The following is a 25,042-nucleotide window of genomic DNA, read 5'->3' as shown; positions in this document are numbered from 1 at the left end:
GATCGCCACACGCCTCGGAGGCAAGCCCCCAGCGGCCCGCGTAGTCAACCCTCCAGGTCAGTGCAGCTAGAGGGGGACCACCGAGTGACCACCATCCGCGCCGCCACAGCAGCCGGCGCTGGCCTGCTCGTGCTCGCCGTGCTCACCGGCTGTACCACTGGGGACGCCTCGTTTCTGCCCGACACCGACAGGACCCCGCAGGCGACTGCCGCGGCCTCCGCGCCAATCGAAGGGGACTCGAACGGGGACGGCAAGCTCTCCGAGTTCGAGAAGCAGGTGCTCACGATGAACGCTCCCCGCGACATCACCCTCCACGATGGCACCGTCGTCGTCGTAACACCCGGTCAGCCCCTCCCGCAGCCGGTCATCGACCAGATAGCCGCCGATGCGGCGCCCGGCGCGGCCCAGGCACAGACCGCCGACGAGTTTGCGCCCATTGCGGGCATGAGAAGCATCCGCGAGGTCGCAAGCTCATACGCGAACGAGCTTGGTCGCATCGTCGTCATCGTCTACCGGGACGACTTCGGCTATTGGGGCTCGATCTCCTCCGTCGACGCTTCAGGCGGGACCGGGCTAGCAGGCACCAGCGACCAAGAGGCGATGGTGGCCGCGGTTACCGACTGGGCCGAATCGCACGACGCCTACATGGTCGTTGTCGAGTAATCATCCGCATCCTCGAAGTCCCGGCGCTGCGCAGCACGGTCGGGGCGCGTGGATCAGGCGGTTGTGCTCGAGCTGCAAGCTCGCGAGTACGAGGCGCAGGCTGACGCGGGTTGCACTGCGGGCCCTCGCGCCTGGAGTCGGCGTTTTGTGTCAGAGGGGGTTGCTCCTGCCGTAGCGTCATGTGGTCTGCTGGAAACACATCCCGTCCCAATCCGAGAGGTTTGCCATGCGCCCGTTCCCGACCCCGCCCCGAGAGGTCCTGATCGGCGACGCCGCGGCGTTCGTCGGCGTCACTCCGCGGACGATCCGCCACTACCACCAGGTCGGCCTGCTGCCCGAGCGGGAGCGGGGCGGCGACGGCCGCCGCCGGTACGGCTACGCGGAGATCATCCGGCTGCTCTGGATCCGCCGCATGGCCGACGCCGGGATCGCCCTCGACGACATCCGCGACGCCTTCCACGGCGCCGCACCGAGCGGTGCCGACGGCGAGGACGAGATCGCAGGCGTCCTCGCGCGACTGGAGGACACCCTCGCAGCGCAGGAGGCCGAGCTGCGGCGGAAGCGCGCCTCGGTGCAGCGCATGCGGACCCTCGGCAGCCGACTGGGATTGCTCGACGATCTCGTCTCCGGCCGCCTCGAGGGCGCACCCGAGGGCTCGCTGCGCCCGGACGACCTGGACGTCCTGCTGGTCACCGAGCGGATCTTCGGTCCGCTCGGCGCCGCCGTCCAGGCCGGCCGCTTCCTCGCTCTGGCCGCCGATCCGGCACTGCGAGCGGAGTCCGACCGCGTCGACGCCGCCGAGAAGGCTCTGGACGACACGGTCGCCGTCGACGACCCCCGGGTGGCGGAGGTGGCGGCCGAGCGGCACGCCTTCGAGACCGCGCTGATGCGCGTCATCGAGGAGTCCGGTCAGCTGGAGGAAGACGACGCCATCTTCGACGCCTGGGACGAGCTGCACCCGCCCGAGGGCGCTGACCCGGCGCCCGACCCCGGCCCGGCAGAGGGCTCCCGCGGGAGGAGCGCGGCGGAGATCATCCGGAGCATGCCCTACGACTTCTCCCCGGCCCGCCTGCGAAGCATGGAGCTGGCGGTGCAACTCGGCGCGGCGGCGGCGCCGGCGCCCTAAGTGGGCCTGCAGCGTCGGCAAGGTGCCGATCGACTCGATGAACCATGGGCCTACGGGTGTTCGGTCGCACTGGACGCGCCCGTCTTCGCTGAAGTCGATCGTTGCGCGTTCGTTGGCTCCGGAGAACTCCCAGCGTGATCCATCGCGGGTTACCTGGTATTGGCGGGTACAGGCGGCGGTGCCCAATTTCAACATTCGATGTCAGATGGAGGGTGTCGCGATCTCCTGAAGAGCGCGGACGTGTGCGTCGAACGCAGTTCGTCCCGCACGGGTGAGGGCCAACCAAGTGATTCGGCGCGCGTCGTCGCGACCTGCCGATACGGCCTTGCGCGAGGTGACGTATCCGCTTGTGGCGAGGGTCTTCAGGTGTTTGGAGAGTGTGGCGTCGGACACGCTTAGTGTGTCGCGGAGCACGGCGAAGTCGAGATGGTCGACCGGGCGCAGGAGCCCGCAGATCCGAAGTCGTACGGGTGCGTGGATGATTTCGTCGAACCGCGTCTCAGCCATGGCGCAGGTGCTCCACCGCTGATCGATAAGCGACACTGGCCAGCCAGGTCGTCGTCGCAAAGGCGACCAAACTGGTGGGCGCGACGGCCCAGTGCATTCCGAACGATACGAAGCCGAGTGACACGCTAAAGAGTAGGAGACAAGCGGCGATGATTCCGACTATCGCCCAGCCTGCACGCGCGCCCATCCTTCGAAAGCGGACGCCGGTCTCACGTTGGATCAGATACACGACGATGAGCGTTCCGACGAGGGCTAACCAACTCGATGAGGGCGGTTCGTAGTTCGCACCTGGGTTGGTGGCCGCTGCTGCCGAAACCCACCACGCACCGACACCTCCGAAGGCGGCTAACAATGTCCAGGGCGCGTGCACGCTCGCCGCGAGGTGCTCCCGGTCGGACGACAGCGCGTTCAGGGCAGCCGCGGCTTCCTCTCGTGAGGGATCTCGAAAGTGATTTTCCATATTGGAAAGCGTAACGATTTCTTTCCATGACGGCAAGTGACTTGCTCGTTGGACAGTGCACGGAAATTGACGACCCTTGTCGCTTCTCGCATTCGTCTGCACGAGTCCTCACACTCGCGTGCACGGCACAGGCACCGCACGATGCGAATCATGCGTTCAGTGGGTTTCCCGTGCCTCGTATCCCATGGCTAATGAGGCAGCTAGGTTTCGAGACACTCGAAATTGCGCTTGGCGGTTTTCGATACCGGCCGTGGGAATCATGACCGTGGTTATTGGTCCGTGCCCTTCTGGGGCTGCCCGAAGTGGGGGCGGCCTGTCAGCAGGTCGGGCCAGATACTTAACGAGACACGTTGCTGACACCGGAGTGACAGCTGGAGCCCGCAAACCACTGGATGCTGGTGCTTGTCTGTCCCGTCACCTAGGGTCGCAAGCGGGGTCGGTGTCAGTGTCTAGCTCCCGCCTCGAGGAAGGACCTCATGACTTCTCGAACGCCCAGGCTCTCTTTGGCTGTACTCGCCGTGTTGGCGCTCAGCGCCTGCTCCGCTGCTGCTGGCGCCGACGAGGCATCGCCGGGCACCGGGGGAATGATAGAGATGGCGATTTCGGAAGCGTGCACTGATGGGTCGGATGCCCAGTGTGTATCTGTCAACGGAACGAGTGTCCTGCTCCCGTCTGGATTCGAAGTAGCCGGGGTCAGGGATTCCAGTGTCTCCGAAGACGGGCAGAACATGGTTGATGTGACGTTCGACAAAGATGGGGCCGAGGTCTTTCACGCGCTCACGGAGAAGGCCGTCGGAGCCGGAGATTCGGCGCGCCTAGTCATAAAGATCGGGGGCGAGCTGCAGGCTGCGGTCCTGGTGATGGAAGCGTTGAAAGGCGATCAGGCACAAATCGGTCTCTCGCCGGATGTCAGCGCCAAGGAGATCGTCGACCTAATTCGAGCGGGCTGACGAGCGCAGCCTCCACCGCATCCAGGTGTCCGAAGCCAGCGTGGCGCTCAGCTCGAAACGCCTGGCCGGCGGTGCCTCGAAACCCTAGGGAGACATTTCATCACGGCTCGTCCAACCTCCAGACCGCTCCCTCTGTTTCGTATCCCATGGGATACCAGGCACATAGGTAATGAGACGCCTCTAACCCCTCGCATTGTCCGCAACCTTCGTGACGTGGGTTGGCCTCCCGCAGAGAAGTAGTGCTCAGCTGCTGGGGTTCGTATTCTGGCTGAATGACGGTCCCGAGCAGTGAGCGGCGTTTGGCGATGCGTGCGCGGAGTCAACGTGATGATTCCCCCGGCGCGAGCAGTGGTGAGCGTCTCGGCGTCTTCTCCTTCCGCCCACTCGTCAAAGAAGATGTAGGAGCGGTCGACGCGGAGGACATCGAGCCGAGCAGCGGTCCACACGAGACCGATGTGTGGCTGACCGAATGGCAGGTCGCTGAGGAGGGCTTCGACGTCGCACTCGATCACTACGTCGACTGGCAACTCGTGCCGATGGACGACGACTGGGCGACCCAGTTGTTTGCAGGCCGCCGAACAATCTCTCTACAGCTGGACACTTACGCCGAAGCGCGGCGGCACCCAACGGAGACTTTGGTTTGGACTCACCTCACCGGTCGCGTGACTCGAATCGACCAGATCTCCGTGCGCTTTCACCCGTCGGAAGACCCAGCGGAACGCGGAGTGAGGGAGGCAGAAACTGGTGGTGCCATGCAGCACAGCGTCTTGAGCCTGCAAAGTCCGCGCGTACATCACGGTGTACTTGTCGGCTGGATAGTCCGTGTCCGGAAATAGGAGCTCAGGGCCCATGGACTCAGTGCCGGCAGGTGCCCGATGTCTGGCATCCATGGGATATGAGGCAGATTGGCCAGACACGTGAAGGGGGCAGCTCAGGGAGGAAGGGAGCTCTTCAACTCATCCAAGGTGACCATGGCATTGCTCGACGTTTTCAGGGTTGACCGAAATGCTCGAGCTAGGTCTTCTCCGCCCTCCGATAACGGCTGTCCGTGATCAGCATGACCGTCACCCATACCAGGATCGAAAAGGCCGAGGCGGGACCAGCCCATGACGGATTGCCGGAGTTGCTGATGTAGATCAAGTTCAGCACGATGAGCCACACCACAGACCCCAGGAAGAGGGCGAGACGGATAGGCGAGAACAGAACGGACAATCGTCGTTTCAAAGAGCGGCGATATTCGGTGTCGGTCATCTGCATGTGCCTCCCGAGTAGTCGATCTGGACAGTCTTCGTTCGCATCGCTTGGCCCGTCCCCTTGGCTCGTACGTATTTCGAACCATAACGGGTTCCCTCTGATTTCGACCCGTCGTTATCGAGATGCCGCCTATCGCCGACGGTATGGTCCCACGAACGAAGCCTGTGATGTGCCTCGAAGCCGTACGGATGCGAGAAAGGTCCAGATGCGAGACATGTCAGCTGCCGCTCGTCGCTGAACAGGCGATCTCCTTTGTCTCGTATCCCATGGGTTATGAGGCGCGTAGGTTGCGAGACACAGCGCAACGTTGGCTGTCCAAAATGCGGTCAGCTTCGCACGAGAAGTGATTGATGGAGCCTAACGCTAACTACGCGTGTGTTTTCAGTTCAACCGCTGTCGCTGTCGGAGGCCTGCTGCCGCTACACCCGCCCCGAATAAAGCCACCAATGACATTCCAGCCAGCGCCGAGGAGCTCCACCCGGGACGCTCGATGACAGTGTCTCCGTCTGTCGTGATGAAGGTGCACTGTAAGCCGAGGGGGAAGGTGGTGATCGTCCCAACTATGGGCTGTGATGGATCCACATTGACGTCCACGGAGGGCAAAACGTCAACTAAGCAGGAGTATGTGGGGTCGCGGACCGAATAGACACCTGCGGCCACGGAAATACCGAGGAGGAGTGAGAATACGCAAAGCACCCCCATCACCTTTCCTCTGTCTGACATGCTGCTATGCAATCAGATCCAAACTAACGTCGCAATCGCGCGAGCATTTGCGGAAAGTGTTTGTGATCTGGAGACAGGCCCTTCACGGCGCAAATCCCGGACTTACTGTCTCGAAACCCTACCGATGCGAGACAGGCCAGGATACGAGACAAGTCGTCTGCCGCTCATCTCGTGGACGGGAGCGATCTCCATGTCTCGTATCCCATGGGATATGACACACATAAGTAACGAGACAGTGCTTCAGATGTGCAGTCTCAACAGGACGACGGCCTGCCGAGCGCAGCGCGGCATCCGGCGGAGTCAGGATGCAGGAACGAGTGACCCGACCGTGAAGTCGGTCCAAGCGTCGCCGCAGACCTGCAGATCAGCTGGCGCGTCGATGCCCGGGCCAGCACCATCCGATGTCACGAGCACCCGGATGGTCGTCACTTTCGCCGGCGTGCAGTCGTACGTGACGACGTACGTGAGGAGCGCTTCCACCTGGGCCGACTCGCCCGGGGCGAGCGCCCCGGCCTCCGGCTCGATGGGGCCCAATATCTTGTCGTCACGGCTGGCCAGATTAGTGCCGTCGGCGCCGAGCAACAGCACTCCTGGTCCCCCGTAGTAGGAGCAGGATTGCTCCGACACGTTCGTGAGCACGATCGCGAGCCCCTCCCGGGTCGCTGTAGAAAGGTCGGGACGCTCTACAAGCTCAGCGGCGAGCTGTTCGTCCTGACACCGGTCGTTTGGCCACACAGGTTCCGCCGCTTCGACTTGGGGGTTGCAGTCGGGGTCGAGCTCGACACGGGTGCGCTGGCCACAGTGGGCTCCGGAGCCTCGGCGGCCCCTTCGGCGCATCCTACGAGCGCGAGAGTGGGCAGCATCAGCAGCGCGATGAGGGCTATGCGGTCAGTCCGGGTCTTGAGCATGCGGCGAATCCTTTGAATGAACGGACAGAAGGTGCATCTAAGGTCTCTTTTGCCAGCCAGACGATGGAGGCTGTCGTCCATTGACAGTGTCGCGTTGTCGGACAGTCAATAACCCTCGACGAACTTACAAACATGACCACTAGCGGGTGTGGGCGATGATCGCTTCGGCGATAGCCACCGTGTCGCTGTTCGACGCGACCTGGTAGGCCGACTGGCCGAGTGAGAAGATCACGACGCAGAACGGTGTCACGTCGGAGCACATCTGCACGGCGTGATCACCCTCGACCGCGCCCTTCAGCGCAATCGTCGGCAGGGCCTGGCTGTCTGGTGTGGAGACCACCGTGTCGACGAGTCCGGCCAGGTCGTAACCGACCGTGACCGACGTACCCAAAACCCCGGCGGCGATCAAGTCGACCGGGACGCCGGCGGCATCCACATCACACTGGAATACCCCGGCCCGCTGCGCCACGTAGTTCTCAAAGTAGGTCAAGCCGTTTGGTGGGGACCGGACTTCGTATTCGAGCGAGTCGACGCCGAGAGCCGTGGCGATGCCCTCCGATCCCACCGCGCGGGTGCAGTCCGATTCGTGTTCGACCAGATCGACCGTCGGCCAGACGAACTGGCCGGGCTGAGCATCCGTCAGAGCGGTGAAAACGGATGCCGCGAGCGGCTGCATCTGCGCCAGAATCGCGTCGGGCGTCAGCCCGGAGAAATACCAACCGTCGCGTTGGATCCAGTTCGTGCTCAACACGATTTCGACCCAGGCATCGCCGACCGGCGCGCTGATGAAGCAGCCGGTGTCGTAGCCGCACCCGGTCGCCGCTTCAATGCCTCCGATGGTCATCGCGGTGTCGGAAGGGCCGTCGCCGAACGATAAGGCGTCGTCGCCCACCGTGTAGGGCGCCCAAGAGTCGGCGCCGCCGGGAACGACCTTGACGCTGACGTAAGCCCAGTCGAAATCGACCGGGTCGAGCAACGGGTTGGTGACCGCGGGGCCGACCCGCCAGGAGCAGGACAGACCGCCCAGGGCTGGCACGACGTAGTCAATGAGGTTAAACGCTGGCTGGATCGCGGCCACCGGGGTCGGCGCGGTTCCGCCAGCGGTGACGAAAACGGGTGCCACGTCATCAAGGGCGGCAATGTCGTCGCAGGTGTAAACGCTCGCTGCCGCTGGTGTTGGTGCGACGGACGCTGACGGTTCTATCGGGGGCCCCGCAGTGCATCCGCTGAGGACCACGATGGCGAGCAAAACAGCCGGCGTGAGGGCGATGCGGCCAGTCCGGGTCGTGCGCATACGGCGAATCCTTTGAACGAAACGGACAGAAGGTGTATCTAGGGTCTCTAGCCGACGACGCTGAAGATGCCTAGTCGCCTGGCCAACGCGCGTAGTCGATCCGCATCAGTTCCTATCCGCAGTTGCATCGGCGTAGAAACGACGGACCGGACCCTCTGATCGTTCTCTTCTGTCCGGGCGGACCGAAAAAAACAACACGGCTCCTCTTGCGAGAGTAGTGGGCAGTGTAGGCAAGCTCCGCCATCTATCTGGTCCCTACTCCTCGCGTTCTGCCCCCAATTCGGGCAGCCTAGATTCTCCAGGGCCTGCCATGACCGGCAACCGTCCATGCCCGTTGGGATCGGATCACAATCCTGCGAAGCGCACCCACCCCAAGCGAAAGTTCGAGAGCCCGGCTGCACTGGCTATTTGGTTGGAATCCCGCAGCTCGGGGTTTGACCCTCGGACCCAAAGCAACTTTCTCAACGCCTGTTGGGCTTGCCTGTTTCGAAACCCTACCGACGCGTAAAGTCTCGTGGGTATTGCTCCCGCGGACGCCGCAGTAGCAGCGTCTGCCGCTGTTCGTATGGGATACGAGACACCGAGGCTATGAGACACCGAGGTTGGGCTCAGAGGAGGAGCCGGCACCCGCAGGCGGCTACCCGTACGCAACAACCCGGCACCTATACGCCGAACAACAACCCGGCGCATATGAACAGGCCGACGACCAGCAGGTGCCCGATCGTAGCTGCGCCCATGTCAACCGCCTGGCGCGCTGGTGAAATCGAATGAGGCGCTGTCGCCGTCGAGTGAAGTGACGGTGACTGTGTACGTGTTGCCTTCCTTGCAGTACACGACGAAGGCATCCGTAGCGGTGGCGCCCGGCTCGATGATCGAGGGGAACTCGCCGATCGCATAACCTCGGTGCTCCGTCGTCACTGATCCGGCGCGACCGCCGAAGGGAAGATCCCACTCGGTCGAGCTTGAGCCGTCGAAGACTGCAAGGTCGCTTTCGTTGAACTTGATCGGCGTGGGGCTGAGGTTCTCGATTTTCACTCCGACTCCGCAGTAGCCGTCGAAGGAGTAGCTGATCTGATCAGCTGAGATCCGCAGGTTCGCTGTCTCGACCTCGTCGGGAGACGACGTCCTCAGCTCGAGGAGGCTGCACCCCGCCAGCAGCCCCGCTGAAACGAGCCCGCCTATCAAGCCAAGAGTTGTTCGGGTGGCTAGCGAAAATCTTCGCGACATGGCCCGAGCATATGCGACCTCTCGGAGCCGTTGGTCACGCACATCGATCATGCGTTTGCCGTCCCATGTCCTAAGGTGTCAATCGTCGCGCATACGAGCACCTGCCACTCCGCACTCGACAGTCGCCGAAACGAGGAAATCAATGCCTCAGGGCGAAGAAACCGACGCGTGGGTTCAGCGAATCGGCTCGGAAGCAGCGAGAGTGCGCCGTAAGGCCGACCCGATCGTGTTTGGGGCGGTGGCAGCGGGCATCGGAACCATCATGTTGGCTGCATTCGTAGGCCGTATGGTGTCTGCGCCGGAGCAGTACGGCGCTGCGCTACTCGTCGTCGGTTTCGTGGGAGTGCTCCCGCTCGTGATGAGTGCAATGGTCGTCGGAACAGTTTTGAAACGGCGTGCGGGAGCACTCGCAGCACAGCACATTGGCTTGAGCCGGTACTCCACTTACAAAACCGTTCCCACGATGTACCTGGTTCGCCCGGACCGATTCGATGACTTCATGGTTATCGCAGGCGTCCCACAGGCCGGCAGCTACGTCGCCCACCCGTCACCTGTGGCCTTCGAAACTGCGAGACGACACAGTGACCGGATACTGACACCGCCGACGACGCTCCCGCGAGAGCCGGACGGATCCGGCCGCGATATCACTGCAGCGGGGACCTCTCGATCGGGGTTGTCTCGATCAGTTCGTCTTGGTGGTGCGCTCGTGTTGTGCGGCGTCGTTCTTGCCTTGGATGGAGCGGTTGTAGTTCTCATTGGCACTTTCCAGGGGCACCCGCAAGGCGGCTTGGTACTGGCACTGGTCGGGAGCTGCATCCTGTGCTTCGTCGTTGGCACACCCCTGATGTATGTCCGTCGGACCGGCTAGCGCCCACTCTGAAGGCCCACTTGCCACCGGAGCTGGAATAGCCCACATCTGTCTCGAAACCCTACCGATGCGAGACACGTCCGGATGCGAGACAAGCCACCTCTTGCTCGTCGCCCCGACCGAGTCTCATATCGCATGGGATATGAGGCACTTTGGTTTCGAGACACTCCTGCTTTGAGTCGCGAGGTGGTTGGGGGAACCGGTGGTCCGACATGGATGTCAGCGAGGAAGTCGAGAACAGGCATCAGCCCACGTTCGGAAAATGATGGCTGCGTCCGGCAGACGAGTTGTTCGAACGGTCTGCAATTTCGGAGACGAATCGAACGTTCCTGACATTCTTTGGAAAGACCACAATTTTGGGGGGACAGCGTGAGAAAAAGATGCGAACAGCGGTCGTGACAGAGATCTCGTCAGGGCCGGTGACAGACGAGAAGCTCCTACAGCAGAGCGTTGACGGTGACCGACGAGCCTTCGGCACCCTGCACGACCGACATAGCCGAATCGTCTACGCCGTCGCCATCACGGCCACGCGAAACGCGGCCGACGCTGAGGAAGTTTCCTCAGACACGTTCTTCACGCTGTGGAAGAAGCGGGCGACGGTGCGATTCACCGACGGATCGGCCTTACCGTGGTTGATCGCGACCGCCCGATACCACGCGATGAATCACCAACGGGCACGTTTCCGGGAGGCGACGATCTCGCTCAACGACGACGTGGATACCCATTCCTCGGCTAGCGCCGAGACGATCGCCGCCGAACGCCAGCTCACCGAACGGCTCGAAGAAATCATCGCCGATCTGGGTCCTCTCGAACAGAGCATTGTGCACCTGTGCCTGGTCGACCGCCTTACGTACGAACAGGCCGCGCTCCAACTCGGCATCACTCACGCCACGGTGCGAAACCGACTCGCCCGATCACGCACACAACTACGCCACGAACTGCACCTGGAGGAAGGAACCTCATGACCAAGTCAACTGACCTGCGCAGCGACCTCCTGCCGAACGACGAGGCTTTCACCCGGATGAAGCAGGGCCTGTTCGAACGAATCGACGCCGACGAGCTCGCCCCATCAATCGATCTGATTGCTCCGGTCACGCCCATACACGACCCTGCGAAGAAGACGACGCGGCGACGGTGGGCAGGTGCCATGGCCGTGGCAGCAGCAGCGATCACCGTGGCCCTGTTGGGGGCCAACCTCTTCAGCCCGAACGTAGCGACCGCGACGGCTGCGGAAGTGCTCCGTTCAGCCGCAGCCGCGACCATCATCACCGCCGACCCGGTCGTCGGCCCAGGCCAATACCTCATGACCCAACGCACCGAAGGCGCCCTGGGGAGAGGCAACGACTACGGCTACATCGACAACCGTCGCAGCGCTATGTACATCCCCTATGACCGGGCAGACACCTGGATTGAAGAGATACAGTGGCTCCCCGCTGGCGAGATCTTCGGTGATGCCGTGAAGGCACAAGCAGAGATCGACGATTTCTGGAGCACGCCGGGACGCGGTGACGCGAAATTCTACGAGGGGCCGGCCGGTATCTTCGCCGGATCTGACCGGTCGTACCCGGAGATGGCATCCATGCCCACAGATCCCACCGAACTGCTGGAGTTCGTCTACAACAACCTCACCGGCCAGAACCCGCGAGACGAACAAGCCTTTGTTGACATCTGTGACCACCTGTCGACGGGTGTGGTGCCGGCGAAACTACGCGCTGCAATGTATGAGGCTCTTGCCCAGATACCGGGGGTCTATGTCGCGGAGGGTGAAGTGACCGTCGATGGCCGCACCGGCGTAGCAATCGGCCGCAAGACCAACTCCGACTCGGAATCCCACCAGCTCATCATCGACCCAACCACAGGGCTACTTATCGGGACCAGAAGCGTTCAACTCATTGACCGCCAATTCGTACCGGCTGGCACGAGTGGAAACGTGACATTGGAAACCACGGTGGTTGATCAAGCCCCCACTGGTCCCTTCACCGTGCGGCCCCCGCAGGGCTAGAGACACGCGGATGATCACGGACCAAGAGTCGGCATCGGTGCCGTCCGCGACGTATTGGATAGACGTTACCTACGCGGTGCGAGAGATGCTCGATCGATAGAGACCTACATATCTGCCGGCTCGAGGACATTAGTCCTCGAGCCGCTCGGTCTGTCACCCCTTCTTGGCACGAGCACGATCTGAGCTGGTGGACCTTTTCGAACGGTGCTGTCTCGAAACCCTACGGATGCGAGACGGGTCCAGATTCGAGACAAGTCAGCTGCCGCGTCGCATGCGGTTGGACCCGCCATGGATTAATGCTCGGCCATTCATCGTAGGCGTCCAGGGGACACCCCAGTTCGGGGCAGGCGGGACCCGAGCGGCATGTTCCGGACATTATTGAATGAACGGGAGAATCCGTTCGGCGCGGATCGACCAACTGGCTCCCGCCAATGCTGGCAACAACTTTTGAAGGAACAAAATGACCAAGCTCGCTTCCTACTTCGTTGCCGCCGGGTTAGCCGCGCTGTTGTTGTCCGGTTGCGCTACGCCTCCCGTATCCGAACCTGCTGCTGCTGCGGGGGCCGGTGCTGTATTGGGAGTGGATACCAAGCAGGTCCTGCCACAGACTCCGCCCGCCGACGCGTCCACTCCCGGCGACGATGAGTTCTGGGAAGCAAATTACGCTCCGCTTGGAACCGCCACCGCAGCCATTGAGGAGCAATTTCCGGAAGAGTTCGGCTACGCATTCTTCGACAAGACCCCCACTATGCATGTCGCGTTCAAGGGATCAGCTCCGGCCGAGGCCGTCGTACTTTTACAGAACACCGGCTTGCCCTTCGTCATCGTCGAGTCTGTGGGTTTCAACGCAGCTGAATACCAAACGGCGGCCAACGAGGTGACCAGGCAGACCCGCCAGTACGTTTCTGCCGAACGACAGGTGCAGGTTTCCCAGAGCTCCTCGGATGTGCCGGGCCTAATCGAAGTTAGCTTCCAGTCGCTCGACCCGACGCTGACCATCGACCCGGGGCTGGCCGAGTCCATTGACGTCGACCCGCCTTTCAGCGTGGCGTTTGATGCCACAAACACCTCACCAGTCACCATGGGTGTAGGCACCGAGCAGGTCCTTCCTCCCATCGACGAGTAGCGCGCCAGCACGCAGTGAGCGGGATGGCGCCGATCACTGCCGAGCCAGCGACCGGAGACTGTCAGATGCGAGGCGCATGACTCCACGAACCCGGATTCGTGTCTCGAAACCCTACGGATGCGAGACAGGTCCAGATACGAGACAAGTGAGGTGCGGCTCGTTCGCGCGAGTAGGCGATCTTTGACGTCTCGTAACCCATGTGTTTCGACACTATGACGTTTCGAGACACCTCTCACAGGAATGGGACTCAAGGGCGGCTCAGCGGTCCCTCCCGAACAAGCTTTCCGCAAGAAAAACAGTGATGGGTCGACTACTCCGACTGCGAGAGCGCTCGCTCCCAAGCCCTTTGGTTTCGACGGACGTACTGGGCCGCTTCTCGCCAGAAACCACCGTGCCCGCTCACGTACATGTCGGCCCAGGGCTGAAGACCGTTCGCGTGAGAAGTGCGCAAGAGTTCGAACATCGCCGCGGTCCGTTCCGCCATGGCCGCTGGAAGTGCTTCACGGAGAGAGGCATCGGCTTCGTACCCATCGATCAATGCCCGGAGCCTCGCCGAGGCGGACTCTACAGATTGACCCTCAACAAGCATGGCAAACGCTTGGGCGGCGTAGGCCAGGTCCCACAGCCGGGTACTCGGCCCCGCACCATCCCAATCGATGAAGACCCAACGATCCCCAATGACGAGATTCCACGGAGCAAGATCGTTGTGACACATCAGGTTTGGGTTATCGACTGGCAGCAACATCTTCCAACCCGCAACGTCGAGGAGAGGAACAGATTCGCTCACATCGTGAATGCGGCGGATCATCCGGCCGACCCGACGCAAGTCTTCGGCTTCGAGCGGCATCTCACTCATAGCGATCGCGCCTTCTACATACTCGACCGCTTGCCGGCCGGCCTCGTCGCGACCGAGCGGGCGGGGTACGTCTATACCTTGCGAATGGAGACTCTCAAGGTAGCTCTGCACGACCGGGCTGTTTTCGATCCAGGGCTTTCGCACCGTGCTGCCCACACGGACAACACGGCCGGACGCGTTGCCCCCAGTCAGTTCTTGCTCAATCTCACTCATACCCAAAGGCTATTGGCCGCCAGTCCTTCAGCTTGTGACGCCAACTAATTGAGCGACCGGGAATACCCGGGCACTCTTGGTGGCATCCTGTCATCGCTTCGGCACATCAAACTGAATCCGCATCCTTACAGAACGGCCCCATCTCATATCCCATGTGACGAGACGCCTAGGTTGCGAGACGCGTGAGAGGTTGGGTGCAGGCCACCCCAGTCTGCCGAGAGTGTGTACCGGCCAGCCCATCTCGGACAGTACTGGACGAGCGACCCGGGCCTCTCGTTCGGCCCTCCGCTTCGGCTTTAGCGGAGTTGTTACGTTGAAGAACCTGCCTCACTCCCGTGGGCTCGACGGCGTCTGCTAGCTTTCTCGCACAACGCAACGGGGGTTCAGAGTGCTAACGACAGAGCATCGCGGCAGGACCGAAAGAATCTGGACCTCAGCAGGCCTCGTGCTTCTATCCCTCTTGACAATGTCGGGTTGCACGACCGAAGACGCCAGCTCTCGGGTTCGATCGTTCCTTTCCACGGACGCAGGTCCGGAGGACGCCCTACCTCCGGACGCAAAATCGGAAGGCTTAGATGCAGAATCCAGTCGGCAAGTTGGAACAAATGGAGACGTGACGTACTACGTCGCCAGTTTCGAGGACCCACGGAACGGTGATGAGGGCTTCTGTATAGTTCTCGTCAATCAAAGCTCTCAGTTCTCCAATTCAGCATGTGGTTCGGCCACTGGTATGCGAACCATCGGCAGCGAGACTGGGGGTGCGGAGATCGTGCTAGAAGGAGATCCGACACCGGAGGGGTGGGTCCGGCTCAGTGACTTCCTCATTGTTAACCCGAACGCCAAGAGCTAATTGCCCCGCAGCTCGTCATCGAGCCCGGAACGAACGCCGGTGGATTTGAGTCGTCTTTCCCGCCATTCGTCGCGCATCGACGAATGACAGCTTGGTCTCGTATCCCATGGGTTATGAGGCACTAGGTTATGCGACAGCTCTCTCCAAAAATTGCATTCGCGGAGGCCTTCATGGTGGCGAACACCAGAGACCTGTCTTGAATCGCAAATCACTGGATAGCCGAAGGCCAGGCCTCGGTAGAGGGCGACGTCCCACCCTGATCGACCTCGCGTGCGGCACTAACCGAGTGAGCGCCGGCAGACTGCCAGAGCGATGGCGTCCCGGACCGGCACGCGCGCGGCATCGTCTAGTTGTACGCTCGGTCCCCGAACGAGTACCTTGGTACAAGGTTGCGACAATTGGGGGTATGGTCCATGGGCTTTGTGTTGGGATTCATTGGCGCGATGACAGCGCTTCTCCTTGTGACGTTCTGGTACGGATCCACCAGGAGGCGCCGTGAAGTTGAAGTCTTCGCTTTCATAGAGCGCATTGGCCTGCCCATGACTGATCACGTGTATAGCCGCGTGGATCGACGCCTGCGTGCGCGTTCCAAAGGGGCGACGGCCGGTGGTCTGATCTCGCTGTTCGCGTTTGCCGTTCTCTTCGGAATCACGCTGGACTATTGGCCGATCGGCGTCGCGGGAGCATCTACGACTGGCATTCTTACGGCCGCGCTGGCCCTGGGAGGAGCAGTGTCTGCCCTCGGCCAATTCACCGCGCCGCAGCCGGGCGCTCCGCGATTCGCTCGAGCACAATCGCCTTCCCTCGGTGACTATGTGCATCCAGGCTGGGTGCTTGGCGCGGCAGTTCTGGCCGTGGTCAGTGCAGCGCTTTCGATCGCGCTCTCTATCGGTCTCAGGCCAACGACGCTGCAAGGCGGCTTACCGCTAGGGGCAGTGCTCGCTCTGGCGGTTCTGGCCTTGACCGGAATCGTAGCTGTCGCTGCTCTGAGTTCGATGCTCTTGGCGGTTCCGCAGCCAGCGTCGAGTGAGCTTGAGCTCCAGTGGGACGACGCTCTTCGGGCGTACGCTCTTCGCGACCTGTGGATCGCTTCCATTGCCCTTAGCACTGCGGCGTTCGTAGCGGGCTTCTCGTGGCTATTCGACTACAGCTCGCCGTTCGTCTTCGTGGGACTAGTCGTCGGGCTGTCACCTTTGTGGTTGGTGAACCTTCCCGTCAGCCGCCGGCCCATTGGGCGGCTATGGGAGCCCTCCGCTACCACCGATCCGAGCCGATGCTGACAATCGACCCGACCTCGTCAACTCCGCCGTACGAGCAAATACGAATACAGATAGCTGACCTAGTACGAGACGGAGAGCTCGTTCCCGGAACACGTCTGCCGACCGTGCGTCGGCTCGCTGGTGACCTTGGGCTAGCGCCCAACACGGTGGCGCGTAGCTACCGAGAGCTTGAGCGGGACGAAATCATCCAGACGCGCGGTCGGCATGGTTCCTACATCGCGATGCACGGCACCTCCAATCAGCGTCACGCCCAGGCAGCCGCGCAAGCGTACGTCCTGCGCCTTGTAGAACTTGGCATCGGCATGGACGAAGGTCTCGAATACGTTCGGGCTGCGTTCCAATCGAGATAAATCGACGCGACGAGAAAGGGTGTCTCGTTTCCCATGGGTTTCGAGGCGCTCAGGTTGCGAGACATTTCGGCCCGTTGGATCACCGAAACACTCCCCGGCCGTCACCGCAGGGCAGGTCATTCCACCAGCCGGTAACCCTGCACTTCTGGAGCTCCGCGCAAGACGTGCTTCATGATGACCCGGCCGTACCAGCCGATGTCGAACTCGTACTCGGCGCCAACTTGAAAAGAGGACGCTAGCTCCTCTTGCTCATCGGAAGTCACACCTCTGGAAATTCCCAAGGGACCGCAGTTCGCCGTCAAGATGACAACCGCAGGCGTCGACACCGACCCTCTCAAACCGCCCGACGCCGTCCTCGGCTCCGCCGATACCACCACACAGCGCACGCTTTCAACATCAAAGGTGTTCCACACCGGGCTGAACAATACACCCACAGCAACCACGACCGTAAAAAGGAAAACTGCCCAGGACAACGACCTGACGATTCGCTTAGTGGCCTTCGGTTTTGCAGGGCTACCCGTTGTCGGCATTTCGTTGTACACCTTTTCCATTACCAGCCACCTGTATGGAGGCCCGATGACGGTCCGGAAGGCCCGCTCCCGAATCTTTGAATGGCACCGTCTGCTAAACCTATCGAATGCGGCACCCCAGGCCACGGGGACAGCCGTTCGGCAAGTCCCAGCGTCTCGAAACCCTACCGATGCGAGGCAGGTCCAGATACGAGACAAGTCAGCTGCCGCTTGTCGCTTGAGCAAGCGATCTTTGACGTCTCATATCCGATGGGTTACGAGGCGCTCAGGTTACGAGACAAACGCTGTTGGGTGGTGGCCCCGTGACAGTCATGATGAAGGTCGGGACCCGGGGCATGCAAGTCTGGCGACGAAATGAGATGCAAGAGCTGCGCTCAACATCAGGGCAGCTCCTCGCGCGGTGTCGCGCGCGGCGAGAGGCGTGCCGCTGCGTCTGAGGGAGGCGCGGGAGATCCGGGCCCCGGGCAGCATTACGAATGGTGCGGTAACCAGTCCGGCGGTATATCGCTTGAGAACAACGGAGGCCAGGACGTGGGTGGCCACATGCGCTTCTAAGCCCGCTGTGACAGCGCGATACAGTCGTGACTTGCCGTTGCTCTGTATACCCCGAACGCACGCCCCTCCGACGAGCAAGCCCATTAAAGCAATGGCGATCAAGGACTGGGCCGGAGTTACCAGAATGCGGGAGGATCCCAACCGCGCGGCGATGATCCTTGATGTAGCCGGGAACGTGAACGCCTCCTCCGCATCGTGTATCAGCCACGCAATGAAGAGCGATGCTGCGGAGGTTCGCATGCCAACGGGTGTTCTCTTCACGGGGGAATCGTACTGCGCAACAGGAGCAACCCGAGGATGAACGATTCTGGCTGTCAGAGTCAATCAGCGACGGTTCAGACGGTTTCTGGTGCCTCATATCCCATGGGTTTCGACACACGGGTGTTACGAGACAAGACCGAAGTGCCCAATGAGCGAAATATAGGACAGGGGATTCGACCCGGCCCATCGCACGGCAATGAATGACGCTGCGGCAGGCCTAACTCTCTCAGTCGCGCAGCGGCCGGCCATACGGATAGTCCACCCATTCGCCCGGCACGCCATCACCGGCCACTGCCTTCGCACCGTCCACGACCGTGTGATAATCAGCTGGAAAACGGGCGCCCTGTAAAACAGCATCGATGTTCACGTCCTGTTGAACCTTGCCATCCTTGAATCGGACGTCGTACGAAAGGTGCGTACGACCAAAAATAAGTGAACGGCGCTTCCTGGTGACAACGGTGGCCCTAACCGCAACAGGCAGAGTTTCTCCCACTTCAGATCTGTTCATCAATTTCGACCAGGAGACTCGGCAACGCGCAGATTGCTATTCGGTTGAAAGTCTCCTGAGGGCCCAGCATGCCCATTGACTCCTAAACAAACCATTGCCCACGCTCCAGTCCTGTTGTCTGTCCTGACGGTACCGTGTCGCGGCGGCGATCTTCGACGTCTCATAACCCATGGGTTTTGAGGCAGGTCGGTTATGGGACAACAGCGCGCTGCAAGAAATCTCGCCTAATAGCCGATTGGCAAGCGACGGCGCGCTACTCAGGGGTGTCGAAGTCTTCTACATTTACCAGCACAAGGAATGTCGGCGCATTCGAGTCGCACTCATCGAAACCTGTTAACCGTGCAGGTTCTGGGGACTCGTCGATCACCTCGCGATCAATGAGGTAGCCCCTGCTCTCAGTCAGCTTTTCGCCGAGAGCGACGGTGCCATGCGCGCTACTGACAGAAGCTTCGTCGGGCAGATACTGGTAACCGAGCGGCCAAATTATCGGGTAAACCGCACCGTCTGACAGCTCCAGAGCTACGCAGCCATCTACCGCCGTGACCGTGCCAGCAACATCCTCGTACTCGTACTCTCCAGGAATGCTGCCTGTAATGATGCGCGCACCACTGACCGTTGTGGGGTTAGCGTCCGTAACGGTGGCCGAATCGCTATCCGCTGACTCCACACATCCCGCAAGCAGAATCGTGGTTGCAAGCAACATCCCGGCTCCCCAACGCTCAGACACTTTCATCCCGTCACGGTTGAACACTAAGCCACCTCCGCTGCGCATGGACCTGAACCTAACAGGCTCCCAACCCATGGGGCATGACGCGCGGAGGTTTCAAGACATCTAGCGAGCGATGCCCTGCAGGCGACGAGGCAGAAGCACCTCCCGCTGTTCTAGACGGATGATGCTGTCTCGTATCCCTACCGATACGAGACAGGTCAGGATGCGAGACAAATCAACTGCCGCTCGTCGCTTAAAGGGTTAAAGGGTGAGTTCCCGCGTCTCGAAACCCATGGGATATGAGGCACTTTGGTTGCGAGACACCTTTGTAACGCGCATCCATATCGGGACGCTCGACCACAGCGAATCCACCCTGACCGGGCACAAGAGTCTTCCATTCCGATAACGAACGCATCCCGACCGTCGACGCGGCCGGTCACCCCGGGCAGGGTGAAGCCATGCATGAACTGGAACCGAAAGAAAGATGCTCGGCTTCCGCCCGGATACTGCTCCTCTTAGCATCAGTGTCAGTGTCAGTGCTGCTGAGCGGATGCGCCGGTGCTCCGGGCGGCAATGCTCAAGCGGTGGGTCCTGCCAGGATCGTCGAAGGCTACGATTGCCTCGCGCCGAACCTGGCTGGCTGGGCGCTTCCTCCTGACTCGACCAGCACGCCCGACCCACAGCATCCGGATGCGCCAGAAGCTGGTCGGGTGCCGGCCGGTTTCACCCCGGTTAAGGTAGTGCGCTGCGAGCTGATGGCGAGCATCGAAGATGCCGAGGGACGCTGGAGCGGCGTCACCGAAGCGACGCTCACGGGCGATCTCGCACCACTTCTCGCCGCCCTATCCGAGCCGGACGACGAAAAGTGGCTCGGCCCGTGCACCGCCGATATGGAACTCGTGCCCCCGCTCTGGCTCGTCGACGCGACCGGCGCGGCGATCCACGCGCACTACCCCCGAGACGGATGCGCCAAGACAAAACCCGCCGCCCGTGACGCCCTCGCCGGACTGACCGTGCGGGAGACCACGGCCATGAAGCAGACACTGGTTGAACCGCGCGCTGCACTCGACAGCGGATGTAGGGCGGAGTGGACTGCTCCATTCGATGAGGAAAGGCTCCTGTCGATCTCGTCCACCGACTCGTTCCCCGGTATCGGCGGAAAGTCACCGGTTCCCAGCACGCCGCCGACAAGCACGCCGCCGACAAAAACACCGCCGACAAGTACGTTACCGACCGATCTCGACGGAATGCGCTGGTGCCGCTATGCGGTCGAGCCCGATCCGTCGGGCGCGCCGGAGTCGAGCGGGACGGCTGCAATGACGGGGGCAATCACGCTTCGCACGGGCCAGTTTGTCGCAGGTGGCACACTCGACCCGGCGACCGCCCAGTTGGTGGCCGGCGTTGCCGCATTTGAGCCGGTGCCGCGCTCCTGCGACGCAACAGCAACTATGTTCCTGGTGCTCGTGCCTATCCACGGAGGGCATGAACTCGAGATGACCTTCACCGCCGAACTCGACGGCTGCGAGCTGCTCTCCCGTGACGGAAGCGGCACACGCCCGCTCCCGGACGACGTGCGCGAGCTCCTCACTGCGCAAACCGCTCTGTGACAGGTGATTCGGCCGCCGGGGGCCCTCACCGGAACATAGCCCGCCAGCCAGAGGCCAAGCGCCCTTCCCGCAGATGTTCGAGGTTCCGCAAAAACCTTGGCGTCGATGGCGTCTTCTCCCGGCCCGACATTGAGCCTACGTCTCGTATCCCATGGGTTCTGAGGCACCTAAGTTATGGGACACCCCGCCGAAGCTCAGGCGAAACGAGACGCCTTGCAAACTCACCTGCACACCTGTTGAACCGTCCGGGTTTTATGCGGGCGCGCTGGATATCTTTGCAGCCAACGATCGCCACCCGATCAGTCGTGTTCATGCTTCCTGACCCGGACTCGTCTCAGTAGCGAGCCAAAACCTCCTGCACAGAGCTGCTAAAGGGATGACGAAACCCGAGCCGTGGCGATGTCAGATGCAATCCGATTCACGGTCGCGCTTTCGGACCACGATGAATCGATCCGCACTTCGGGCACGAAAGTCAACGGCTGCCATCCCTGGTACCACTCCACCATCTGGTCGTAGCCGAAAGTTTCCGACTTCGGACGGGTCACATGTCGGCTCATTGTTTCGGCGAACGTGAGGTCATAGGCGTAGAAGAGGGTGCTCGCTGTGGTTGCATGGCTCAGCCGTTCGAGCATCGGTTCGTAACGCGCGGTGTGGAAGATTCCCTCGACGATGACAACGAGACCGTGTTCGAGGCACGTTGATGCTGCTTGCTCGATCAGCTTGATGTTGAGTGCGCCGGCAAAGTCGCCCTCGCGCAATATCGTTCGGCGAAAGTTGTCCTGCTCTATCAACGCGCATTCGCCGGAAGCGAACCGCTCCTGCACTCTCCGAGCCACAGTGGACTTTCCAGACCCGGAATTACCGCGAACGACCACGAGGACAGGGTTCAGCACTGAAGGGGTCACAAATCCAACGATATCGGCCCAGCAACGCAGCTCTAACCTCGAAATGAGTGGTCAATTGTGGCGCTGCGATTGTGGCCCATCTGGTGGACTATCCACGGGTCGCAGCAGTCGTGATGGCTCCAATCCTGCCTGGAATTCGAACGGTCAGGCCACACAAGCAAGATTCACAGTCACAGGGCCACGAGAGGTACCTCCACTGTCTCGAAACCCTAGGGATTCGAGACGTCTCCTCGCCGTGATCTGGACTTCCTCCGAAATCACCTGAATCTCACTACGGGTCGAGTCTTACAACTACGGTGCATAACCCTCGACGTGAATTACAGTGCGCATCGTTAGTTATGAGACGACTAAGGAGTGCTGTGATCAAGCTGATTGGCTATGCGCGGATATCGACTCGGCAGCAAGATACTGACGTGCAGCGGGCCGAGCTCTTGGCGGCGGGTGTGCGGCGTGACGACCTATATATCGATCAGGGGAGTTCCGGAGCGCGGGCAGCTCGTCCTCAGTTTTATGCCGCACTCGCAGCGCTTGAACCTGGCGACACATTCGTGATCGCGACGCTGGATCGGCTGGGGCAGTCGACGCAGAACGTTCTTGCCGTCTCCAAAAGGCTTAGCGACCGAGGCGTTGAGCTTCGCGTCCTCGATCTGGGCGGCGAAGACGTCGACACAGGGACACCGATGGGATCCATGTTGTTCACAATCTTGGCTGCTCTCGGGCAGATGGAACACGAAATCAAGCGTGAGCGTGTGCTCGACTCGATCGATAGACGCCGCAAGGCCGGCAAGAACCTTGGTGGCCGACCGCGAAGAATCACGAACCGACAAATCCGCAACGCCAACCGACTCATCGAAGCCGGAGAACCAACGGCACAGGTCGCACGCGACTTCGGGATGTCCCGCGCCACGTTCTACCGCCGGGCCCGCACCCTGGGACTGTTGCCAGATCAGTCCGGTGACGAGACCCCGGAAAGTGACGGTGCGAGTTAACGAGTACAGAACTCCCACGAGCTGGTCTGCGGTGTGTTCGAACTAGATGGCAGAAGTCCGAAGTTGCGTGTCACGTGACAAATGTTGTCGCGTGACAGTCCAGTCCGGACAAATTGCCAAGGTCGGACACGCGTAATTGCGCGGAAGTAGCTCCGTGCAAGGTCGATGGTTTTGCCACCGCACATCGGACACGCGATCCTGCCCCACCCCACAGTGAGCAGAAGCGCGCAGCCCCGCACGGCCAGCTCGGGCGGTGGCGCGACTCAAAGAGCGACCGAGCACAGGCTGAGCTCACATCAGCTCGACGAGCCTCGCCAGCGCCGGACGGGTGTGGATCGCAAGACGTTCGCGAGCGTCGTCCAACGCAGCGGAATGCGGGTATCCCGGCGGCACTCGCGCAGGGTTGAGCGCAACCCCGTCCGACCACGCCTTGATGTCGGGCTGGGCAGTGAAGTTGATCGCGGCCCGGGTGCCGAGAACGGTCGCTTTCGCCCACTGGGACATCGAATTGCCGTAGTTCGAAGGCGGGCAGAGCCGGTTCTTTTCGGCATCGTCGGTGCGGGTGGCCTCGACGTACCCGATCAGGGCGGCGCCGAAGCACGGGAAGCCCGTCCGGATCGGCTGAAGCGTGATGTCCTCCTGTCGCCACACTGGGACGAGGGGTGGGTACTTCAGGCCGTCCGCCGCGGCGTGCACGACGAGGGCATCATCCGCAACCCGCATGGCGCCGTCGGCGAAGGTGAGCTTGCCGCGATCCACAGACTCGATGTGCCCGCGGCGGACGACGTTTGAAATGGAGCGAAGCTGGTCGAGCTCCCACGACGCGAGAGTCGGTGTTTTGGCCATTGTCGGCATGACCGAGCGGTCGATACGCAGAAGGATCCCGGCGTCCTCGAGCTGCAGGAACAAGCTGCTGAGCGAGGCCGCGCCCTCGGACATCTGCATGACGTCGGCGGCCATGCTGAGGAAAATTGCGGGCTCGGGTTGGATGAGCGCGCGGTTGAACATCCACGGGTCGCGAGGCCGGACCCAGCAGATCGCGTCGGGGTCCACTCCGCGAGCAAGCAACCAGATGCAGGCGTCGCTCGCGGTCTTGCCGGCGCCCACGACGACGTACCGGCTCGGCGCCTCCTCCAGCCGCGCGAGGTCGTTGATGGGCAGGACGCGAGCCGCGTCGGCGACATCGAAAGGCGGTGCCGTCTCGGCCGGGATGCTGGGAGCGAGGTAGTGGGCGTTCACGATCCGGCATGTCTCGGGCACCTCGAGCTGAACCCCTGCGATATGCGAGACGACGGTGTGGTCGCCGTCGAAGTGACTGTTGGGCAGAAAGTCGACCTTGCCCGTCTCCAGCATCCGGTCGAGCATCTGCCCGTAGTACGCGGTGATCTCGGCCTGGTTCGCCCGCTCCTGAAGCCCGGTCTCCGGTCCGCTCACCTGGAGCTTGCCGCCACCCAGCATGCGCGAGGCGACGCCGTAGAACGCCGAGGCCTGATGCAGCCTGATGAACGGGTACGCCTCCAGCCAGTGCCCGCCGACCCCGTGACGGCGGTCGACCATCGCGACGCGCACGTCGGCGTGGTCGATTAACGTGTCGGTGAATGCCATCCCCATGGCACCCGCGCCCACCACAAGGTAGTCGGCTTCAAGGGTTCGAGCCATGTGTTAACGGTGGCACTCGCTGGGGGCCGCGTCAACGGCACAGGAGTCGACGCAACGAGGAGCAATCCGCTCCTACCCACGGGGAATGGAACGGAGTCGTCGCAACAGTTTCATGGACTGCCGCGGGATGAACTCCCGGAAGTGGCATGCCGTTTGTCCGAACTAGGTGGCAGGAGTCCGAACTGGCGTGTCACGTGACAAATGTGCCCCCAGGCAGATTCGAACTGCCGCCCCTGCCTCCGGAGGGCAGTGCTCTATCCCCTGAGCTATGGGGGCCCAGGAACCTCTAGGTTAGCATCCCTGGGCGGACGTCTTTGCGCCGATTGGTACGCCGGTTACTGGGCGGCTGACGAACACGCGCAGCTGGACAGGGCGGTTAGAACGGGGGAGGCTCTTCGCCGCTGCGTCGAGACGCGGAGGCCGACCGCTTGGCCGAAGCCGGCAGCTGTGGTTCCGGTGGCGTCGCTGGCGTGGCCGCCGAGCTGCTGGGGCCGACTGGTCTTCCGTCGTACCCGGCGAGGTGCGCGGCGGGGTCGTAGGTGGTGGGGTCGGTGTTGGTGGGTGCTGAGGTGTAGGTCTTGCCGGCGGGGGTGGTCCAGGTGAGGGCGCCGCCGGGGCCTTGGCGGGTGGTGAAGCTGGATTGGTGTTTGAGGCGGTGGCAG

24 protein-coding genes, 1 tRNA gene and 1 pseudogene are annotated in these 25,042 nt (G+C 61.8%); 11 read left to right on the top strand and 15 right to left on the bottom strand.

Going from position 1 to position 25,042, the window contains the following annotated elements:
• Positions 1-84: 84 nt before the first annotated feature.
• Positions 85-663, top strand: a complete 579-nt coding sequence (locus C3B61_RS11470; RefSeq protein WP_103460724.1) for a hypothetical protein — start codon at positions 85-87, stop codon at positions 661-663.
• Between the two features lie 226 nt (positions 664-889).
• Positions 890-1,789, top strand: coding sequence for a MerR family transcriptional regulator (locus C3B61_RS11465; protein WP_103460722.1), 900 nt, complete (start codon positions 890-892; stop codon positions 1,787-1,789).
• A gap of 201 nt (positions 1,790-1,990) precedes the next feature.
• Here the strand turns inward: C3B61_RS11465 and C3B61_RS11460 are convergent, their stop codons facing one another.
• On the bottom strand, positions 1,991-2,296 hold the full coding sequence (locus tag C3B61_RS11460) for a transcriptional regulator (protein ID WP_103460721.1): 306 nt from the start codon (positions 2,294-2,296) through the stop codon (positions 1,991-1,993).
• Positions 2,289-2,792 (bottom strand): hypothetical protein, encoded by a 504-nt coding sequence (locus C3B61_RS11455; protein WP_244285915.1) that lies wholly within the window; start codon positions 2,790-2,792, stop codon positions 2,289-2,291. Before C3B61_RS11455 ends, C3B61_RS11460 begins: the two co-directional genes overlap by 8 nt.
• Before the next feature lie 440 nt (positions 2,793-3,232).
• Between C3B61_RS11455 and C3B61_RS11450 the strand changes: the two genes are divergently transcribed.
• Both C3B61_RS11450 and C3B61_RS11445 read left to right on the top strand, forming a co-directional pair.
• On the top strand, positions 3,233-3,706 hold the full coding sequence (locus C3B61_RS11450; protein WP_103460718.1) for a SecDF P1 head subdomain-containing protein: 474 nt from the start codon (positions 3,233-3,235) through the stop codon (positions 3,704-3,706).
• Between the two features lie 272 nt (positions 3,707-3,978).
• Entirely contained in the window at positions 3,979-4,542 is a 564-nt protein-coding gene (locus tag C3B61_RS11445; RefSeq protein WP_103460716.1) for a DUF6578 domain-containing protein, read from the top strand.
• Between the two features lie 178 nt (positions 4,543-4,720).
• Here C3B61_RS11445 and C3B61_RS11440 read toward each other — a convergent pair whose 3' ends face one another.
• The 4 genes from C3B61_RS11440 to C3B61_RS11425 form a co-directional block, all read right to left on the bottom strand.
• Positions 4,721-4,957, bottom strand: coding sequence for a hypothetical protein (locus C3B61_RS11440; RefSeq protein ID WP_133159803.1), 237 nt, complete (start codon positions 4,955-4,957; stop codon positions 4,721-4,723).
• A 1,026-nt stretch (positions 4,958-5,983) separates the two neighbouring features.
• Positions 5,984-6,418 carry a DUF4232 domain-containing protein gene (locus tag C3B61_RS11435; RefSeq protein WP_165791157.1) on the bottom strand — a complete coding sequence of 145 codons (435 nt, stop codon included), beginning with the start codon at positions 6,416-6,418 and terminating at the stop codon, positions 5,984-5,986.
• A gap of 312 nt (positions 6,419-6,730) precedes the next feature.
• Positions 6,731-7,885, bottom strand: coding sequence for a hypothetical protein (locus tag C3B61_RS11430; protein WP_103460711.1), 1,155 nt, complete (start codon positions 7,883-7,885; stop codon positions 6,731-6,733).
• Between the two features lie 738 nt (positions 7,886-8,623).
• Positions 8,624-9,112 carry a hypothetical protein gene (locus C3B61_RS11425; protein WP_133159801.1) on the bottom strand — a complete coding sequence of 163 codons (489 nt, stop codon included), beginning with the start codon at positions 9,110-9,112 and terminating at the stop codon, positions 8,624-8,626.
• A 1,287-nt stretch (positions 9,113-10,399) separates the two neighbouring features.
• On the opposite strand from C3B61_RS11425, the gene C3B61_RS11420 reads away from it, so the two are divergent.
• From C3B61_RS11420 to C3B61_RS11410, 3 genes are all read left to right on the top strand, one after another.
• Positions 10,400-10,945, top strand: a complete 546-nt coding sequence (locus C3B61_RS11420; protein WP_208858809.1) for an RNA polymerase sigma factor — start codon at positions 10,400-10,402, stop codon at positions 10,943-10,945.
• On the top strand, positions 10,942-11,982 hold the full coding sequence (locus C3B61_RS11415; RefSeq protein ID WP_103460706.1) for a CU044_5270 family protein: 1,041 nt from the start codon (positions 10,942-10,944) through the stop codon (positions 11,980-11,982). Before C3B61_RS11420 ends, C3B61_RS11415 begins: the two co-directional genes overlap by 4 nt.
• A 460-nt stretch (positions 11,983-12,442) precedes the next feature.
• Positions 12,443-13,108: a hypothetical protein gene (locus tag C3B61_RS11410; RefSeq protein ID WP_103460704.1), complete on the top strand. Its 666-nt coding sequence runs from the start codon at positions 12,443-12,445 to the stop codon at positions 13,106-13,108.
• Positions 13,109-13,418: 310 nt separating this feature from the next.
• Here the strand turns inward: C3B61_RS11410 and C3B61_RS11405 are convergent, their stop codons facing one another.
• Positions 13,419-14,177 carry a phosphotransferase gene (locus tag C3B61_RS11405; protein WP_103460702.1) on the bottom strand — a complete coding sequence of 253 codons (759 nt, stop codon included), beginning with the start codon at positions 14,175-14,177 and terminating at the stop codon, positions 13,419-13,421.
• Between the two features lie 1,263 nt (positions 14,178-15,440).
• On the opposite strand from C3B61_RS11405, the gene C3B61_RS11400 reads away from it, so the two are divergent.
• Both C3B61_RS11400 and C3B61_RS11395 read left to right on the top strand, forming a co-directional pair.
• Positions 15,441-16,307 carry a hypothetical protein gene (locus tag C3B61_RS11400; RefSeq protein WP_103460700.1) on the top strand — a complete coding sequence of 289 codons (867 nt, stop codon included), beginning with the start codon at positions 15,441-15,443 and terminating at the stop codon, positions 16,305-16,307.
• Complete coding sequence (locus C3B61_RS11395; protein ID WP_341866770.1) at positions 16,268-16,657, top strand: GntR family transcriptional regulator; 390 nt, start codon at positions 16,268-16,270, stop codon at positions 16,655-16,657. Before C3B61_RS11400 ends, C3B61_RS11395 begins: the two co-directional genes overlap by 40 nt.
• Positions 16,658-16,773: 116 nt before the next feature.
• On the opposite strand, the gene C3B61_RS11390 is transcribed toward C3B61_RS11395, so the two are convergent.
• From C3B61_RS11390 to C3B61_RS11380, 4 genes are all read right to left on the bottom strand, one after another.
• Positions 16,774-17,208 (bottom strand): hypothetical protein, encoded by a 435-nt coding sequence (locus C3B61_RS11390; protein ID WP_103460697.1) that lies wholly within the window; start codon positions 17,206-17,208, stop codon positions 16,774-16,776.
• Between the two features lie 288 nt (positions 17,209-17,496).
• A complete protein-coding gene (locus C3B61_RS20285; RefSeq protein WP_103460695.1) occupies positions 17,497-17,982 on the bottom strand; it encodes an HXXEE domain-containing protein in 486 nt (161 codons plus the stop codon).
• Between the two features lie 247 nt (positions 17,983-18,229).
• Positions 18,230-18,496: a hypothetical protein gene (locus C3B61_RS19480; protein ID WP_133159714.1), complete on the bottom strand. Its 267-nt coding sequence runs from the start codon at positions 18,494-18,496 to the stop codon at positions 18,230-18,232.
• Between the two features lie 268 nt (positions 18,497-18,764).
• Positions 18,765-19,283: a hypothetical protein gene (locus tag C3B61_RS11380; RefSeq protein WP_133160285.1), complete on the bottom strand. Its 519-nt coding sequence runs from the start codon at positions 19,281-19,283 to the stop codon at positions 18,765-18,767.
• A gap of 467 nt (positions 19,284-19,750) precedes the next feature.
• Between C3B61_RS11380 and C3B61_RS11375 the strand changes: the two genes are divergently transcribed.
• Complete coding sequence (locus tag C3B61_RS11375; RefSeq protein ID WP_133160284.1) at positions 19,751-20,827, top strand: hypothetical protein; 1,077 nt, start codon at positions 19,751-19,753, stop codon at positions 20,825-20,827.
• 368 nt (positions 20,828-21,195) lie between these two features.
• Here C3B61_RS11375 and C3B61_RS11370 read toward each other — a convergent pair whose 3' ends face one another.
• Positions 21,196-21,720, bottom strand: coding sequence for a zeta toxin family protein (locus C3B61_RS11370; RefSeq protein ID WP_279628305.1), 525 nt, complete (start codon positions 21,718-21,720; stop codon positions 21,196-21,198).
• Between the two features lie 371 nt (positions 21,721-22,091).
• Between C3B61_RS11370 and C3B61_RS11365 the strand changes: the two genes are divergently transcribed.
• Positions 22,092-22,721, top strand: a complete 630-nt coding sequence (locus C3B61_RS11365; protein ID WP_103460687.1) for a recombinase family protein — start codon at positions 22,092-22,094, stop codon at positions 22,719-22,721.
• Positions 22,722-23,012: 291 nt separating this feature from the next.
• Here the strand turns inward: C3B61_RS11365 and C3B61_RS11360 are convergent, their stop codons facing one another.
• From C3B61_RS11360 to C3B61_RS11350, 3 genes and pseudogenes are all read right to left on the bottom strand, one after another.
• A complete protein-coding gene (locus tag C3B61_RS11360; RefSeq protein ID WP_241990341.1) occupies positions 23,013-24,326 on the bottom strand; it encodes a pyridine nucleotide-disulfide oxidoreductase in 1,314 nt (437 codons plus the stop codon).
• Positions 24,327-24,584: 258 nt separating this feature from the next.
• A tRNA-Arg gene (locus tag C3B61_RS11355) sits at positions 24,585-24,656 on the bottom strand.
• A 100-nt stretch (positions 24,657-24,756) separates the two neighbouring features.
• Positions 24,757-25,042 (bottom strand): annotated as a pseudogene (locus tag C3B61_RS11350) (hypothetical protein); the annotation flags it as partial.

The sequence above is a fragment of the Cryobacterium zongtaii genome, from assembly GCF_002909375.1.
Classification (GTDB): domain Bacteria; phylum Actinomycetota; class Actinomycetes; order Actinomycetales; family Microbacteriaceae; genus Cryobacterium; species Cryobacterium zongtaii.
This window is presented reverse-complemented; position numbering and strand designations above follow the sequence as displayed.